This is a genomic window from Pseudomonas putida (genome assembly GCF_001941965.1).
Lineage (GTDB): Bacteria > Pseudomonadota > Gammaproteobacteria > Pseudomonadales > Pseudomonadaceae > Aquipseudomonas > Aquipseudomonas putida_L.
The window spans coordinates 320,153-335,014 of the sequence record NZ_MKZO01000012.1; the positions used below are offsets into that span (position 1 = coordinate 320,153).

General features: G+C 63.2%; 13 protein-coding genes. 1 reads left to right on the plus strand and 12 read right to left on the minus strand.

What is annotated here, in order from left to right; all coding sequences use genetic code 11:
* Positions 1 to 84: 84 nt before the first annotated feature.
* The 12 genes from PSEMO_RS08515 to flgB form a co-directional block, all read right to left on the minus strand.
* A complete protein-coding gene (locus PSEMO_RS08515; RefSeq protein ID WP_075802671.1) occupies positions 85 to 1,656 on the minus strand; it encodes a flagellar hook-associated protein 3 in 1,572 nt (523 codons plus the stop codon).
* Positions 1,657 to 1,670: 14 nt separating this feature from the next.
* The gene (gene flgK, locus PSEMO_RS08520) at positions 1,671 to 3,719 is read right to left on the minus strand and encodes a flagellar hook-associated protein FlgK (protein ID WP_075802672.1); all 2,049 of its coding nucleotides are present in this window, start codon (positions 3,717 to 3,719) and stop codon (positions 1,671 to 1,673) included.
* 10 nt (positions 3,720 to 3,729) lie between these two features.
* Positions 3,730 to 4,932 (minus strand): flagellar assembly peptidoglycan hydrolase FlgJ, encoded by a 1,203-nt coding sequence (gene flgJ / locus PSEMO_RS08525; RefSeq protein WP_075802673.1) that lies wholly within the window; start codon positions 4,930 to 4,932, stop codon positions 3,730 to 3,732.
* Between the two features lie 12 nt (positions 4,933 to 4,944).
* Positions 4,945 to 6,054: a flagellar basal body P-ring protein FlgI gene (locus tag PSEMO_RS08530; protein ID WP_075802674.1), complete on the minus strand. Its 1,110-nt coding sequence runs from the start codon at positions 6,052 to 6,054 to the stop codon at positions 4,945 to 4,947.
* Between the two features lie 12 nt (positions 6,055 to 6,066).
* Positions 6,067 to 6,762, minus strand: a complete 696-nt coding sequence (gene flgH, locus PSEMO_RS08535; protein WP_075802675.1) for a flagellar basal body L-ring protein FlgH — start codon at positions 6,760 to 6,762, stop codon at positions 6,067 to 6,069.
* A 52-nt stretch (positions 6,763 to 6,814) separates the two neighbouring features.
* Complete coding sequence (gene flgG, locus PSEMO_RS08540) at positions 6,815 to 7,600, minus strand: flagellar basal-body rod protein FlgG (protein WP_075802676.1); 786 nt, start codon at positions 7,598 to 7,600, stop codon at positions 6,815 to 6,817.
* 46 nt (positions 7,601 to 7,646) lie between these two features.
* Positions 7,647 to 8,387 (minus strand): flagellar basal body rod protein FlgF, encoded by a 741-nt coding sequence (locus PSEMO_RS08545; protein ID WP_075802677.1) that lies wholly within the window; start codon positions 8,385 to 8,387, stop codon positions 7,647 to 7,649.
* Positions 8,388 to 8,706: 319 nt separating this feature from the next.
* Positions 8,707 to 8,889, minus strand: a complete 183-nt coding sequence (locus PSEMO_RS08550) for a hypothetical protein (RefSeq protein ID WP_075802678.1) — start codon at positions 8,887 to 8,889, stop codon at positions 8,707 to 8,709.
* Between the two features lie 74 nt (positions 8,890 to 8,963).
* A complete protein-coding gene (gene flgE / locus PSEMO_RS08555) occupies positions 8,964 to 10,286 on the minus strand; it encodes a flagellar hook protein FlgE (protein ID WP_075802679.1) in 1,323 nt (440 codons plus the stop codon).
* A gap of 27 nt (positions 10,287 to 10,313) precedes the next feature.
* Positions 10,314 to 11,036 carry a flagellar hook assembly protein FlgD gene (gene flgD / locus PSEMO_RS08560; protein WP_075802680.1) on the minus strand — a complete coding sequence of 241 codons (723 nt, stop codon included), beginning with the start codon at positions 11,034 to 11,036 and terminating at the stop codon, positions 10,314 to 10,316.
* 15 nt (positions 11,037 to 11,051) lie between these two features.
* Positions 11,052 to 11,492 (minus strand): flagellar basal body rod protein FlgC, encoded by a 441-nt coding sequence (gene flgC / locus PSEMO_RS08565; protein WP_009402938.1) that lies wholly within the window; start codon positions 11,490 to 11,492, stop codon positions 11,052 to 11,054.
* Between the two features lie 3 nt (positions 11,493 to 11,495).
* Complete coding sequence (gene flgB / locus PSEMO_RS08570; protein ID WP_075802681.1) at positions 11,496 to 11,906, minus strand: flagellar basal body rod protein FlgB; 411 nt, start codon at positions 11,904 to 11,906, stop codon at positions 11,496 to 11,498.
* A 337-nt stretch (positions 11,907 to 12,243) separates the two neighbouring features.
* On the opposite strand from flgB, the gene PSEMO_RS08575 reads away from it, so the two are divergent.
* Complete coding sequence (locus PSEMO_RS08575) at positions 12,244 to 14,841, plus strand: autotransporter family protein (RefSeq protein WP_075802682.1); 2,598 nt, start codon at positions 12,244 to 12,246, stop codon at positions 14,839 to 14,841.
* Positions 14,842 to 14,862 lie beyond the last annotated feature (21 nt).

Here is a 14,862-nt window from a genome sequence, read left to right on the forward strand (position 1 = left end):
GTTGGATCGGAACAGCCTGGCACGTGGGGAATGGCGGCTGTGCCGCGCCGCGCACGTCAGGGCGTGCGCGGCGCCAGCGCAGGTTTACAGGCTGTTGAACAGGCTCAGCTGGCTGATCCGGCTGAAGGCCATCTGCGAGGCCTGGAGCATGGTTTGTTGCAGGGTCAGGCGGGTCATCACCTCGGCCGGATCCGAGTCCCGGATCGACGACTGGGTGCTGGAGTTGGCGATGCTCAGGCTTTCGTTGGCCAGCTCCTGCAGGTCCAGGGCCTTGCCCCGGGCACCGATGGAGGTGACGGTGTAGCCCAGCTGGTCCTGGCCACTGGTGATGTTGGCGAGGGCCGAATCGAGGCTGGCGCGCAACTGCTGCTGGGCCACCGGGTTGCCGTCCACGGGTGTCGACAGGGCCTGGCGCAACTGGCTGACGGTGTCCAGGATGTTCTGGGTCTGGTGCTTGTTCACCGTGACGCTGTACTGGTCGCTGTCACTCGGGGTGGCGTTGAAGTTGAAGGTGACGCCGGCCGCGGTAAGGCTGGTGGCCCCCGCGGCCAGGGTACCTTCGGCCACCGGACGGCTGTCGGCGCTCATCGGCTGGGCATACAGCGCGTAGGCGCCACCGGTGCCGAACTTGATGACCGCGCCGTTTTCCGGGAAGGCCTTGGCGTACAGCGCCGGGTCAGCCACCGAAGTGCCGGTGATCTGGGTGCTGGAAGTGTTGCCCGGGCTGCGGGTGCCGTTGACCTCGTCAGGCTTGGAGGCCAGGGTGAAGCTGTGCCCGGTCAGCAGCGCGGTGCTCTCGCCATCCTTGAGGTTGACGTTGAGCTTGAGGTCGACACCACGGAAGGTCACGGCGATGCTACCGGTGGTGTTCGGATCGATCACCCCGGCGGCGGTGGCTTCACTGGTGTAGTCGTTGCCGGCCGCGTCTTTGATCGAAAACTGGGTCGGGCTGACCATAGTGATGGTGTACGGCTCGTTGGCGCGGAACGCGTCGTTGTACCCGGTGTTGGCCGAGACCTGGCCATTGGACAGGGTCATGCGCACGTCGGCGGCATTGGCCGGGGCGGTCAGGGTGGTCTGGGTACGACTGGTGTTGATCGCCTGCTGGAAGGTCGAGAAGCCGGTGTCGTTGCTGGCCATGGTCAGCATGTCACCGACCTGCAGTTGCAGCTGGGTGTTGTCGCCCTGGTAGGCGTAGGTGCCATCGCCATTGCGCACGAACGGCTGGGTCTCGCCCTTGGACCCGGAGAACAGGTACTGGCCGTTCTCGTCGCGGGTGTTCATCAGGCTGAACAGCTGTTCTTCCAGCTTGCCCAGCTCGGTGGCGGTGGCCTTGCGCTCGGTGTCGCCGTAGGTGGCGTTACCGGCCGCCAGCGCCAGCTCGTTGACGCGCTGGAGAATGGTGTTGATCGAGCCCAGGGTGGTCTCGGCCTGGCTCAGGCTGTTGCGCACCGAGGTGGTGTTGGTCGCGTACTGGCCAAGCAGCGAGCTCTGGTGTTCGAGCTGCAACAGGCGCGCCGCGCCCACTGGATCGTCGGCGGCGGTGCGCACGCGGATCAGGTCGCTGGCTTCCTCGCCGGTCTTGACGACGTTGGAATAGTTGCGCGAGTAGTTGGCGGTACTGGATTCGTAGTACTGGGAAGTGGAAATACGCACGGTCTACGTCTCCTTTAAAGTGAACCGATCAAGGTGTCGAACATTTGCTGCGCCGCCTTGATGATCTGCGACGATGCCGTGTAGTACTGCTGGTACTTGACCAGGTTGGCGGCCTCTTCATCCAGCTGCACACCGGACAGGGAATCGCGGGAAGCCTTGGCCTGGGTCAGGATGGCCGAAGTGGCCGCGCTGTCCATTTGCGCCTGCTGGGTCTTGGCACCGACGCTTTCCACCAGCTTGCCGTAGGCATCGGTGAGGCTGACGCCCTTGGTGGCGCTGCCGACGTCGACGGTCTGCTTGTTCTGCAGCTCCAGCAGGCTCAGGCCGTTGCGGTTATCCGAAGACGCCGCGCCGGTCAGGGCCACGCTGAAGCTGTCGTTGGTCTTCGGCGCGCCGCTGACCTCCATGGTGAAGCTGAAGGTCTTCTGCACATTGTTGCCGTCGAGCACGGGTGCGCCGCTGGCATCGACCATCGGCACATTGATCTGCAGCTTGTTGCTCTGCCCCGGCAGGAAGGTACCGTTGCCGATGGAGTTACCCTTGGAATCCACCACCTGGTAGGTCTGCGGGGTGACACTGCTGTCGCCGAAGACCAGGCGTACCGGGCTCGAATACTTGATGCCGTTCTGCAGCTCCAGGCGCTGGGCCGGGTCGGCAACGTCGAGGACCGAGGTCAGCACCGGCTGGGTGATGACGCCGGTGCCGGTGTTGCTGCCGCCAGCGGTGGCGGTCAGCGGCGCGGCCATGGCCAGTTTCTTCGAGTCGGTCATGACCACGTCGAGTTTGGCCGCGCCATTGCGGGTCGGGGTGATCTTGAAGCTGTCACCGGCACTCAGCGCGCCGCCGTTGAGATTGAGGCTGAAGCCGTCGATCACCGGGGCCGGGTCGGTAGTCAGGTCGAAGGTGCCCATGCTGGTGTTGTCCGGCAGCTTGCGCACGGTGTAGCTGGTGGCGCTGGTGAAGGTCACCTGGTAGTCGCTGGTGCTGAGCAGGCCGGTGTCCTTGATCACCACATTGAGGTTGCCCGAACCGGCGCTGTTGCCGGCCATGGCCAGGCTGCGCCCGGCCATGTCGGCGGCGCTGTTGATATCGTTGAACAGGGCCGAGCCGAACTCGCCGTTCTTGTCGATACCCTGGGCCAGCTGGGTATTCATCCTGTCGGCCATGACCAGGGCCAGGCGACCGATCTCGTTCTGCGCCGGGATCAGGGTTTCCTTGCGATAGCGCAGCAGGCCGCCGATCTCGCCACCGGTGAGGGAGTTGGTCACGTCCACGGTGGTGTTGTTGTAGGCCAGCTTGATCGACACCTGGGTCGGGTCGGTAGTGCTGGTCACCACACTCAGGGCGTTGACGCTGGTGCCAAGGACCAGCGACTGGCCGTTGGCCAGGGTCACGTCGATATTGCCGTTGCGGTTGGTGGTCTGCACCCCGACCAGCTCGTTGAGCTGGCGGATGGTTTCGTCACGCTGGTCCATCAGGTCGTTGGGCTGGCCATTGACCGCGCCGACCTTGGCAATCTGTTCGTTCAACGAGGCAACGGTCTTGGCCAGATTGTTGACCTGCTCGCTCATCGACTTGAGGTTGCCGTTGATGTTCGCGTTCTGTTCCTTGAACTGCGCGCTGATGGTGTTGAAGCGGTTGGCCAGGGCTTCGGCGTTGGTCAGCAGCAGTTGGCGCGAGGCATCGTCGTTGGGCTTGGCGGACAGGCCCTGCAACGCCGTGAAGAAGTTCTTCAGGGCTCCGGTGACGCCGGTGTTGGCGTCGGACAGCAAGTTGTCCACCGAGGTGATCTGGCTCAGGTAGGACGCGGCGTCGCTGTTCAGCGAGGTGCTGGTCTGCAACTGGTTGTCGAGGAAGGCGTTGTACACCCGGCGCACGTCGGCCAGGGTGGTACCCGAGCCAATGAACACCTGGCCATAGCGGATCGAGCCGGCCGTGGTCTGGACGTTCTGCTGGCGCGAGTAGCCGGCAACATCGGCGTTGGCAATGTTGTTACCCGTGGTATGCAGGCCCGACTGGGCGGCCCCAAGTCCCGACATCCCGATGCTGATCAAACTGGCCATGGTTCAAACCTTATAGTTTCGTCGTTGGGCTGATCGCCGCGTAGCTTTCGTACGACTTCATCTGTTTTGCGATCTGCGAGATCTTGCTGGCGTAGTTCGGGTCGGTGGCGTACCCGGCTTTTTGCAGCTCTCGCACAAACTGTTCCGGGTTATCGGCAGACTTCACCGCTTCTTGATAGCGACTGTTGTTCTGCAACAGGCTGACCAGGTCGTGGAAGCTGTCCTGGTAGGAATCGTAGGAACGGAACGCTGCCGTCTCCTTGACGAACTGGCCGTCGCGGAACTCGCTGGTGATCGCCCGCGCCGAATCCCCTTCCCAGTTGCCGGTGGCCTTGATGCCGAACAGGTTGTGGCTGCTGCTGCCGTCGGAGGCGCGCATGACCGACTTGCCCCAGCCGGTTTCCAGGGCGGCCTGGGCCACCAGGTAGCGCGGATCGATACCGATCCGCCTGGCCGCCTGCTCGGCCATCGGCAGCATGGTGGCGACGAAGTCGTCGCTGGAGTCGAAGGCTTTCTTCGCCGGGGCCAGCGGTGGCTGGGCCACGGCACGGCCGTAGATGCGCGTGGACGAGCCGGCGCCGAAGCTCTGCGCCGGCTCCCAGTCGCCCTTCACCACGGCGTCGGTCATGGCCGTGGTACGGCCCGGAATCGCGGCCGTGTTGGTGGTCGCGGCATTGACGTTGGCCGACGGCACGATGCCCGCCAGCAGGCGGTCGGTGAGCTTGCCCGGCAAGGCCAGGCGCCGTGAGTTCAGTGCGGCGACATCGTTGCGCGTGCTGGCGGTGGACTCGCCGTTGCGCGCAGGCTCGGCGACCTTGCTCGCCCACAGGGCCTTCTGCTCGGTGTCGATGCGTGGGAACGGACTGGTGTTCGGCGTGCTGGATTTCTGCTTGGACAACTGGCGCATCAGCACGTCCTGCAGGCCGATACCCCCACCCTCGCGGGACAGGCTCACCGCCAGTTGCTGGTCGTACATCGACTGGTACTGCTTGGTGGTCTCGGTATTGAGCGGGTTGTCCTTGGCCAGCACGTCGGTGGCCGAACGCACCGACTTGAGCATTTCGTTGAGGAACAGCGACTCGAATTCCTGGGCCACCTTGCGCAGGTTGGCCTCGCTGTCGCGGTCACCGACCTTCAGCGAGTTGAGGCGATTGAGGTCGGTGTAGGCACCGCTGTCGGTGGCGCTGAACTGGGTGCTCTTCGGCAGATCCATGGCTGGCCGTCCTCAGATCACGATGAGGTCGGCTTGCAACGCGCCGGCCTGCTTCAGTGCTTCGAGGATCGCCATCAGGTCGCTGGGCGCAGCGCCCACCTGGTTGACAGCACGGACGATCTCGTCAAGCGTGGTGCCCGGGCCGAACTTGAACATCGGCTTGGCTTCCTGCTGGGCGTTGACCCGGGAACGCGGGACCACGGCGGTCTGGCCGCCCGAGAAGGCGCCCGGCTGGCTGACGATCGGGTCTTCGGTGATGGTCACGGTCAGGCTGCCGTGGGTCACTGCCGCCGGCGAAACCTTGACGTTCTGACCGATGACGATGGTCCCGGTACGCGAGTTGATGATGACCTTGGCCACCGCCTGGCCCGGATCGATCTCGAGGTTCTCGAGGATCGACAGGTAGTCGACGCGCTGGCCCGGATCCATCGGCGCGGTGACCCGCACCGAACCGCCGTCCACCGCCTGGGCAACACCCGGGCCGAGCAGCTCGTTGACCTTGTCGACGATACGCTTGGCGGTGGTGAAGTCCGGACGGTTGAGGTTCAGGGTCAGGCTGTTGCCCTGGTTGAAGCCACTGGGTACGGCGCGCTCCACCGAGGCACCGCCGGGAATCCGCCCAGCCGACGGAACGTTGACGGTGATCTTCGAACCGTCACGCCCCTCGGCGTCGAAGCCGCCCACCACCAGGTTGCCCTGGGCGATGGCGTAGACGTTGCCGTCGATGCCCTTGAGCGGGGTCATCAGCAGGCTGCCGCCGCGCAGGCTTTTCGAGTTGCCGATGGACGAGACGGTGATATCCACCACCTGGCCCGGCTTGGCGAACGCTGGCAGGTCGGCATGCACCGAGACCGCCGCGACGTTTTTCAGCTGCACGTTGCCCGAACCCGCCGGCACCTTGATGCCGAACTGCGAGAGCATGTTGTTGAAGGTCTGCAGGGTGAACGGAGTCTGGGTGGTCTGGTCACCCGTACCGTTGAGCCCCACCACCAGGCCGTAGCCGATCAACTGGTTGGAACGCACGCCGGAAATGCTGGCGATGTCCTTCAGGCGCTCGGCCTGGGCACTGAGTGCCGCGCCCAGGAGAAGGGTCGCGACAACGATCTGCTTGAACTTGAGCATGGTCACCCGAACCTAGAACGGGAACAGCGGACTGAGGAAGAAGCGGTCGAACCAGCCGGGCTGGCTGGCATCGGCGAAGGCCCCGGTTCCGGAATAGGTGATGCGCGCATCGGCGACCCGGGTCGACGGCACGGTGTTGTCGGTGCTGATGTCATCGGCACGGACCAGGCCGGCGATGCGCACCAGCTCGTCGCCGGTATTCAGGGTCATCCACTTCTCGCCGCGCACGGCGATGATGCCGTTGGGCAGCACGTCGGCCACGGTCACGGTGATCGAGCCGGTCAGGGTGTTGCTCTGCGCCGACTTGGCGTCGCCCTTGGTGCCGCGCTCGCCACTGTAGCCGGCGCTGAGGCTGAGGTCGTTGCTGCCGAGCGGGTTGTTGGTGGTCAGGCTGGAGCCGAACAGCGAGGTCAGGCCGATATTCGCGTTGCTGTCCTTGTCGATCTGCGAGTTGGCATTCTTGCTCGCCTGGGTCCGCTCGTTGAGGGTGATGGTGATGATGTCACCGACCCGGAACGCCTTGCGGTCGCTATACAGGTTCTGGTCGAACCCGGCCTGGTAGATCGAACCGTTGTTGGCGGCCGCCGGCAGGGGCGTACGCGGCAACACTGGCGCGTAATACGGATCGTTGGGCTTGGGCGTCGGCGCGACGCAACCAGCCAGCAACACCACCCCCCCCAGGGCGACAACGGACAACAAACGGCTCATGACTCTGACCTCACGGTGTATCGATTGAAGCGAAATGACCTTGGCTACCCGGTTACAGGTTCTGGGTAACGTACGAGAGCATCTGGTCGGCGGTGGAAATCACCTTGGAGTTCATCTCGTAGGCACGCTGGGTCGTGATCATGTTGACCAGCTCTTCCACGGTGCTGACGTTGGAGTTCTCCAGGGTCTGCTGCATGGTGGTACCGAAGCCGTTGAGGCCCGGGGTGCCAATCTGCGGCGCGCCGCTGGCGGCGGTTTCCAGGAACAGGTTGCCGCCCTGGGCCTGCAGGCCGGCCGGGTTGATGAAGTCGGCGGTCTGGATGTTGCCGATGATCTGCGCGGCCGGGTTGCCGGCGGTGGTGATCGACACGGTGCCGTCCTGGCCGACGGTGAAGGTCTGCGCATCCGGCGGCACGACGATGGCCGGCTCCAGGGCGAAACCGTTGGCAGTCACGATCTGGCCGTCGGAGTTCAGGTGGAAGGTACCGTCACGGGTGTAGGAGACGGTGCCGTCCGGCTGCAGGACCTGGAAGAAGCCACGACCGTTGACCGCGAGGTCCAGCGGGTTCTCGGTGGTCTGCAGGCTGCCGGTCATGAAGTTTTTCTGGGTACCGACGATGCGCACACCGGTACCGACCTGCAGACCCGACGGCAATTCGCTGTCCTGGGTCGACTGGGCGCCGGGCTGGCGTTTCACCTGGTAGAGCAGGTCCTGGAACTCGGCGCGATCACGCTTGAAGCCGGTGGTCGAGACGTTGGCCAGGTTGTTGGAAATGACGGTCAGGTTGGTGTCCTGGGCGGACAGACCGGTTTTACTGACCCAAAGAGCCGGAAGCATGCTGTTCTCCTCGTACGCCTGTTTTACGGCGCAACGCCTAAGTCAATTAGCTGATTTGCAAAACCCGAGCCATGGCTTCATCGCCTTCCTTGGCCGTGTTCATCATCTTTACGTGCAATTCGAACTGCCGGGCCAGGGCCAGCACCGAGGTCATTTCTTCCACGGCGTTGACGTTGCTGGCCTCCAGGAAACCGGACACCACCTGCACGTTGGCATCGGCATCGGCGGGCTGGCCGCTGCGGGTGTGGATCATCCCGTCCAGGCCCTTGGTCATGGTCTTCAGGTCGGGGTTGACCAGCTTGATCCGGTCGACCTCGGCCATCACCCGCGGGCCTTCGCCCATGGCGCGGATGGTGATGGTGCCGTCCTGGCCGACTTCGATCTTCTGCTCCGGCGGCACGGCGATCGGACCGCCGTTGCCCATGACCGGCATGCCGTTGCCGGCGCGCAGGACACCGAGCGCGTCGATGTTCAGGCTGGCGGTGCGCACGTAGGCTTCGCTGCCGTCCGGCGCCTGCACGGCAATGAAGCCGTCGCCGCCGATGGCGATATCCAGGTCGCGACCGGTTTCCTGCAGGGCACCGGGGCTGAAATCGGTAGCCGGACGCTCGGTCATGGCATAGGCCCGCGCCGGAAAGCTGTCACCGAACACCGGCATCGAACGCGCCTGCTCAAGGTCGCGCTGGAAACCGCTGGTGGAAATGTTCGCCAGGTTGTTGGCATGGGCCTTCTGCGCCAGCGCGTTCTGGCTGGCGCCGGTCATGGCCACGTAAAGCATCTTGTCCACAGTCTTCCTCCGCTGGGCCTGGCGAACACTTGCCGTTCACCGCTGCTGTCGTGCGATGGAAGCAATTTTCGAACCAGATTTTGAGGAGACGGGGAAAGGCCTGTATTTTCGGGGTTTTGCTGGTTTTGCGGAGGGGCGAGGCGGAGGGAGAAGACAAATTATCGGCGGTGGATTTGCCGGGTGGCGGCAAGATCCCGCCCCTTGCATAGCTCTTTCGGGCCCTATCGCTGGCAAGCCAGCTCCCACAGGTTTGGCGGTGCACGCGATCCCTGTGGGAGCTGGCTTGCCAGCGATGAGGCCCGAGAGAACACAGCAAGGCTCAAGGCCGGCACCCGGCATTGTTGAACGGCCCGGCAAACCGTCGCCAGCCCTCACCCGGCGCATGCTGGGAACAGACCAGGCGCCCGTCGGCCTGGCTTTCCCAGCGGTACCACGGCGCCATCGCCGCCACCGCCTGGCTTGCCAGCACGAACACCATTCCAGCCAGCACAAAACGCTTCATTTCCACCTCACTGAAACCACAAGCCCCCGCCCGGATCGGGAAGGGGCTCGCGTGATCACACTATCCAGCCAGCATCAGGTCATCTGGATGATGGTCTGCATGATGGAGCTCTGGGTGGAGATGGTCTTGGCGTTGGCCTGGTAGTTGGACTGCGCCTTGACCAGCTCGACCAGTTCCTGGGTCAGGTTGACGTTCGACTCTTCCAGGGAGTTGGAGGAGATCGAGCCCAGGGTGCCGGTCTTCGGCGTGTCGATGCCCGCACTCCCCGAAGAGAAGGTTTCCTTCCAGCGCGTCCCGCCCATCTGCTCCAGCCCCTGCTCGTTGGCGAAGCTGGCGATCGCCACCTGGCCAATGGCACGGGACTGCTGGTTACTGAAGCTGGCGAACATCACGCCACTGGAGTCGATGCTCAGGCTGGACAGCAGGCCGGTGGCATAACCGTCCTGGGTTGGCGGCAGGCGGGCGGTATCGGTGTTGTAGGACGTGGTCGAGCTCATGTCCAGGCGCACACCGCCAGGATTGGCAGCGGATCCATTGGAACCCCAGGTGCCGGTCGTGGCGTTGTAGGTCGCCGGAATCCAGCCCTTCACGGTGAAGACGTTGTTGACCACGGAGAAACTGTCGTCCGGAGCCACCGAGCCAGTCATGGTGTTGATGCTGCCGTCGGACTTGAAGGTCATGCTGCCGACCAGCGGCGCATCACTGGCCGGGTTTTGCGGATTGCGACCGTCGATCAGGGAGTACATGGTCCAGGTGTTCTGGTCGGTCTTGCGATAGTACTGCTCCAGGGTGTGTTTGTTGCCCTGGGTATCGTAGATCTCGGTCGAGAACTTCTTGGTGTAGGTGGTTTCGTCGGTCGGAACGAAGGTCGGACCTGCCGGGGCCAATGGAATCGGGGTCGCCTCGGAGTTCAGGTTGATCCCCTGGGTGACCAGGCTGGTGGCCTTCGGCGGCTGCGACAGAGTGTCGATCTTCAGGTCGGTCAGGCTGGACGTCAGGATCTTGCCGTTTTCGTCGGCGGCGTAGCCCTGCAGGCGCAGGCCGTCGGAGGTTACGACATAGCTGTCCTTGCTGGTCTGGAACGCACCGGCGCGGGTGTAGCTGAGCGAGCCGTTGTCGCTGAGCACGAAGAAGCCCTGACCCTGGATCGCCATGTCCAGCACGTTGCCGGTGTTGTTCACGTCACCCTGGCCGAACTGCTGGGAAATCGCCGCCAGGCTCACGCCGTTGCCGACGGTCTTGCTGCCCACGCCCAGCTTGCTCGCCGAGTACACGTCCTGGAATTCCGCACGGGAAGACTTGAAGCCGTTGGTGGCAACGTTGGCGATGTTGTTGCCGGTAACGTCCAGCTGCTTGCTGGCTGCATAGAGACCGCTAAGGCCGATATTGAAGGACATCTTTCACTCCTGTGCCGTTAGCCGGCTCTATATACCGATGGTTTGCACTTTGGACAGCGCGACGCTGCCCAGACCGGCGAGGTTGAGCATCATCTCGCCCCCTGTCTGACTGATGGTGACGCTGCTGACCGTGGCCGGCAGCAGGGTGTACATCTCCGCCTCCTTGCCATCGACCGTGGTGGTGGCCTTGAACGAGTAAGTGCCCGGCTCCATGACCTCGCCTTTCTCGTTCTTGCCGTCCCAGACGAAGGCGGCGTTGCCGGCTTTCTGCTCGCCCAGTTGCAGGGTACGCACGGCATTGCCGTCCTTGTCCTTGATGGTTACGGTGACGCTGCTCACCGACTGCGGCACCACCACGGAGCCGTTCAGGCTTTTCGACGTATCGACCACCGCCTTTTCGCTCTGCGCGATCACCGAGCGACCGACCAGGGACGAGGCCTGCAGGGCCTGGGACGATTTGTAGTTGCTGGAAATCGCAGTGACCGACTCGTTCAGCGAGGTAATGCCTTCCAGGCTGCTGAACTGCGCCAGCTGGGCGACGAATTCGCTGTTGTCCTGCGGATCCAGGGGGTTCTGGTGCTGCATTTGGGTGACCAGCAGCTGCAGGAACGCATCCTTGCCCAGGGTCTGGCCACCGGTGGAACTGTTGGTGGCGGAGGCGACGCCGGATTGCGAGGCGTTCTTGACCCCGGACGCCTTGATGACGTCGTTGAGGTTCACCGCTGCTGTCGTATCGTTGACGCTAGCCATTGGCGTGGTCCCTTATCACTGACCCAGGGTCAGGACTTTCTGCATCATGGTCTTGGCCGTGTTCATCAACTCGGCGTTGGTCTGGAACGAGCGGCTGGCCGAGATCATGTCGGCCATTTCCTCGACCACGTTGACGTTCGGGTAGTAGACGTAGCCGTCCTTGTTCGCCGCCGGGTGATTCGGCTCATAGCGGGCTTCGAGGTTGCTCTGGTCCTCGACCACGCCGAGTACCTGCACGCCCTGCCCCGCCGCGTCCTGGTCCTGGAACAGCGACTGGCTGCCGTTCTGCGCCTGCTGGAAGGTGGTGGCGAACACCGGGTGACGGGCACGGTAGGTCTGGTCGATGCTCGACGAGACGGTCTCGGCGTTGGCGATGTTCGAAGCGACGGTGTTCAGACGGGTGGTCTGGGCGCTCATGCCGCTACCGGCGATGTTGAAAACACTGGCGAGGGACATGGATTACTCTCCGCGCAGGGCTGACACCAGCCCTTTGAATTTACTGTTGAGCAGCGTGAAGCTGGCCTGGAAACCCACGGCGTTTTCCGCGTAGTTCGATTGCTCGAGCTGGGCATCCACGGTGTTCTGGTCGATCGACGGCTGCATCGGCGTGCGGTATTGCAGCGACTCGTCGCTGAGGGTCACGCCCTCGGCGTCGATATGCCGGGCATTGGTGCGGTCCAGGGCGAAATGGCCGCCCTTCTGGGTCTTCTCGGTTTCGGCGGCAAGCACCTTGGAGAAGTCCATGTCCCGCGCCTTGAAGTTCGGCGTGTCGGCGTTGGCAATGTTGTTGGCCAGCACCTCGGCGCGCTGGGCGCGGAAGCTCAGGGCCTTTTCGTGGATACCGAGCGCTTTGTCGAAACTGATGCTCATGTCGGGGAAACCTTCGGAGGTTGACCGGATATTCTGTTGGCAATGGGAGAGCAAGTCCCATGCCAACAAGCAAAACCCCAGTAAAACCGGGGTTTGCGCTTTTTTGCCGGGGGCGGCAATGACGGAAAAGCGGCAATGGCTTTCCGCTGGGTGCCGCTGGCGGCAGAAAAAAGCGGCAGAGCGCAGGAAAAACCGGCGCCAAAAAGATGCCATTTTGACATTGAGTCCGTTAACATCCGCTCGCTTCGTGGCACTTGGCCATTACTCGAATTGCCTCGTGCCGCGCAAGGACCTCATCGTGATATCTACGACGTTTAAGGACTGAACCGTGGCTTCCATGCTTTTCCGCAAGACCCTGCTCGCCCTGGCGGTCACCGCCACCGCCCTCCCCGCCCAGGCCCAGACCGTGCAACTGACCAATGCCGGTTTCAAGAGCGAAAACCAGACCTACGCCGAAGCGCTGGAGATCACCGGGAGCTTCACCGGCACCAACAAGGACGACCCTGTCGAGTTCAATGGCAGCCATCTGCAAAAGGACCTGATCCTCAACGCGACGATCAATAGCACCGGCAACTTTGCCGGCGGCGTGGACATGGATGTCTACGAGACTCCGACGACCTGGGTCAACAACCGCATCGACGGCAACCTGATCAACAAGGGCAGCATCAGCGCGGTGGGTGGTGGCGCCAACGCCCTGCGCATCGACCCGGCGATCATCGGCGGCAGCGTCATCAACGAAGGCCTGCTCTCGGCCAAGGGCGAACCGCTACAGGACGGCAACTCGGTCGATATCGCCACCGGCCTCGACATGAGTGGCTCGACCCGTATCAAGGGCGACCTGATCAACGCTGCCAGCGGCAGGATCATCGTGGAAGGCGAAGACGCTACGGGCATCTACCTGACCGGCGGCGAGATCGTCGGAAACGTCATCAACAACGGCGAGATTCAAGCCCACGGCGAAGACGCGGTCGGCCTGGAAGTCGCGGGTGGCTTCAACGGTAGCAACTATGCCGCTACCAAACTGCTCGGCATCGAAAACAACGGCACCATCACTGCCTCCGGCGCGGATGCCAACGGTATCCGCATCACGAGCGCCAGCTTCAAAACCATCGGCAACCATATCGTCAACACCGGCACCATTCAGGCCACCGACGCAGCTATTCACATCACTGCGACTGATGTGGACGGACAGCCAGGCGAGTTCGCAGGCATGCGCATCATAAACAGCGGCACGCTGATTTCCGATGACGAAGCGATTGACGCCAGCGACAGCAAAAGCAGGGTGTATGTACGCTTGCTGGACGGCAGCAAGGTGACCGGCAACCTGATCAACCTGCATGACCTCTACATCACTGGCAATGTGGAGTTCACCGGCACCGACAGCCAGGCCGACGGCGCGAATATCCGCCTCTATAACGAATACAGCTCCGTCGATCTCGGTAACCCGACCTTCGGCCACACCCAACTCAACCTGCTCAGCCCACACACCAGTATCGACGGCAGGGTTTATGTGGCGAACGACACCACCCTGGTCCTCAATCTCTCCAGTGCCACCAAGCCTGAAACGCCGATACTCAGCGTTTCCGACTTCATTAAATTCAACAAGGATTCGCAGATCCAGCTGGCCGCCCAGGGCAGCGATTTCTCCGCCAACGCTGTGCAGTACAAGCTGATCCAGGCCGGAGAACTGGTTGTCGTGGACGACAAACTGGAAGTCGACCCGAACGGCAAGCTCAACCTGACGAGCTCGTCAGCCCTGCTCAACATCGACAGCTACAAGCTGGAAGACAACACGCTGGTCGCCACCGTGACTGCCAAAGGCCAGGAAGAGGCCGAGGAAGTCGTGGTCGGCAACGGCGGCTCCGCCAACGGCCAGAAAGCCATCGGCCGCCTGATCAACGACGGCGTGATCAACCGCATCCGCGAGCAGAACCCGAACGATCCGTTCCTGCAGGCCCTGCTCAACACCAGCGAAGCCGACCTGGCCCGCATTGCCGAGCAACTGGCCCCGGAAACCAACGGCGGCGCCACCCAGGCGGCCACCACCAGCCAGAACCTGGTCAGCAGCGTCACCGGCAGCCGTACCAGCAGCCTGCGCGGTGCTTCGTCGGGCGAAGCCTTCAAGGAAGCCGGCGTCTGGGTCCAGAGCCTGTACAGCGACGCCACCCAGGACCTGCGTGACGGCGTGGCCGGCTACAACGCCTACAGCCGCGGTATCGCCGTGGGTGCCGACGGCAAGCTGAATGACCAGCTGACCCTGGGCCTGGCCTACAGCTTCATCAACACCGACGTGAACGGCAAAAGCGGCAACAAGACCGAAGTCGACAGCCACGCCTTCACCCTGTACGGCGGCTACGAGCTGGGTAACTACTTCGTCGACGGCAGCCTGACCTACGGCGTCAACGACAACGACAGCAAGCGCCAGATTGCCGGCACCCAGGCCAAGGCCAGCTATGACAGTGACCTGCTCGGCCTGAACCTGGTCGGTGGCTACAGCTGGAAGATCAACCCGCAGGTCCTGGTGGAACCACGCCTGGCGGCGCGCTACAGCCTGGTGAACATCGACGGCTACCGCGAGAAGGGTTCTTCGGCGGCATTGAAAGTCGAAGACCAGCGCTACGAAGCCATCGAACTGGGCGCCGGTGTGCGCGTGGCCGGCAGCTTCAACCTCGGCGCCGGGACACTGGAACCGCAGGTCAAGCTGATGGCGTACCACGACTTCGCTGCGGACCAGGCCAGCAGCACCTCGACCTTCCTGCTGGGCAACACCCCGTTCGTCACCAGCGGCGCCAAGGCCGTGCGCAACAGCTATGAGGCCGGTATCGGTACCGACTACAAGCTGGGTGCGGTGACCCTGGGCGTGAACTATGACTACATCGGCAAATCGGGCTTCGATGCGGATGTGTTCAGTGCCAAGGTGCGGTACGACTTCTGATTGCGGTCTGATCGGATAGCG

What these genes read in the sequence shown, in the direction of transcription:
- flgK (WP_075802672.1), bottom strand. Translation starts at nt 3,719, where the DNA reads ATGGCCAGTTTGATCAGCATCGGGATGTCGGGACTTGGGGCCGCCCAG.
- flgJ (WP_075802673.1), bottom strand. Translation starts at nt 4,932, where the DNA reads ATGGATCTGCCGAAGAGCACCCAGTTCAGCGCCACCGACAGCGGTGCC.
- PSEMO_RS08530 (WP_075802674.1), bottom strand. Translation starts at nt 6,054, where the DNA reads ATGCTCAAGTTCAAGCAGATCGTTGTCGCGACCCTTCTCCTGGGCGCG.
- flgH (WP_075802675.1), bottom strand. Translation starts at nt 6,762, where the DNA reads ATGAGCCGTTTGTTGTCCGTTGTCGCCCTGGGGGGGGTGGTGTTGCTG.
- flgG (WP_075802676.1), bottom strand. Translation starts at nt 7,600, where the DNA reads ATGCTTCCGGCTCTTTGGGTCAGTAAAACCGGTCTGTCCGCCCAGGAC.
- PSEMO_RS08550 (WP_075802678.1), bottom strand. Translation starts at nt 8,889, where the DNA reads ATGAAGCGTTTTGTGCTGGCTGGAATGGTGTTCGTGCTGGCAAGCCAG.
- flgE (WP_075802679.1), bottom strand. Translation starts at nt 10,286, where the DNA reads ATGTCCTTCAATATCGGCCTTAGCGGTCTCTATGCAGCCAGCAAGCAG.
- flgD (WP_075802680.1), bottom strand. Translation starts at nt 11,036, where the DNA reads ATGGCTAGCGTCAACGATACGACAGCAGCGGTGAACCTCAACGACGTC.
- flgC (WP_009402938.1), bottom strand. Translation starts at nt 11,492, where the DNA reads ATGTCCCTCGCCAGTGTTTTCAACATCGCCGGTAGCGGCATGAGCGCC.
- flgB (WP_075802681.1), bottom strand. Translation starts at nt 11,906, where the DNA reads ATGAGCATCAGTTTCGACAAAGCGCTCGGTATCCACGAAAAGGCCCTG.
- PSEMO_RS08575 (WP_075802682.1), top strand. Translation starts at nt 12,244, where the DNA reads ATGCTTTTCCGCAAGACCCTGCTCGCCCTGGCGGTCACCGCCACCGCC.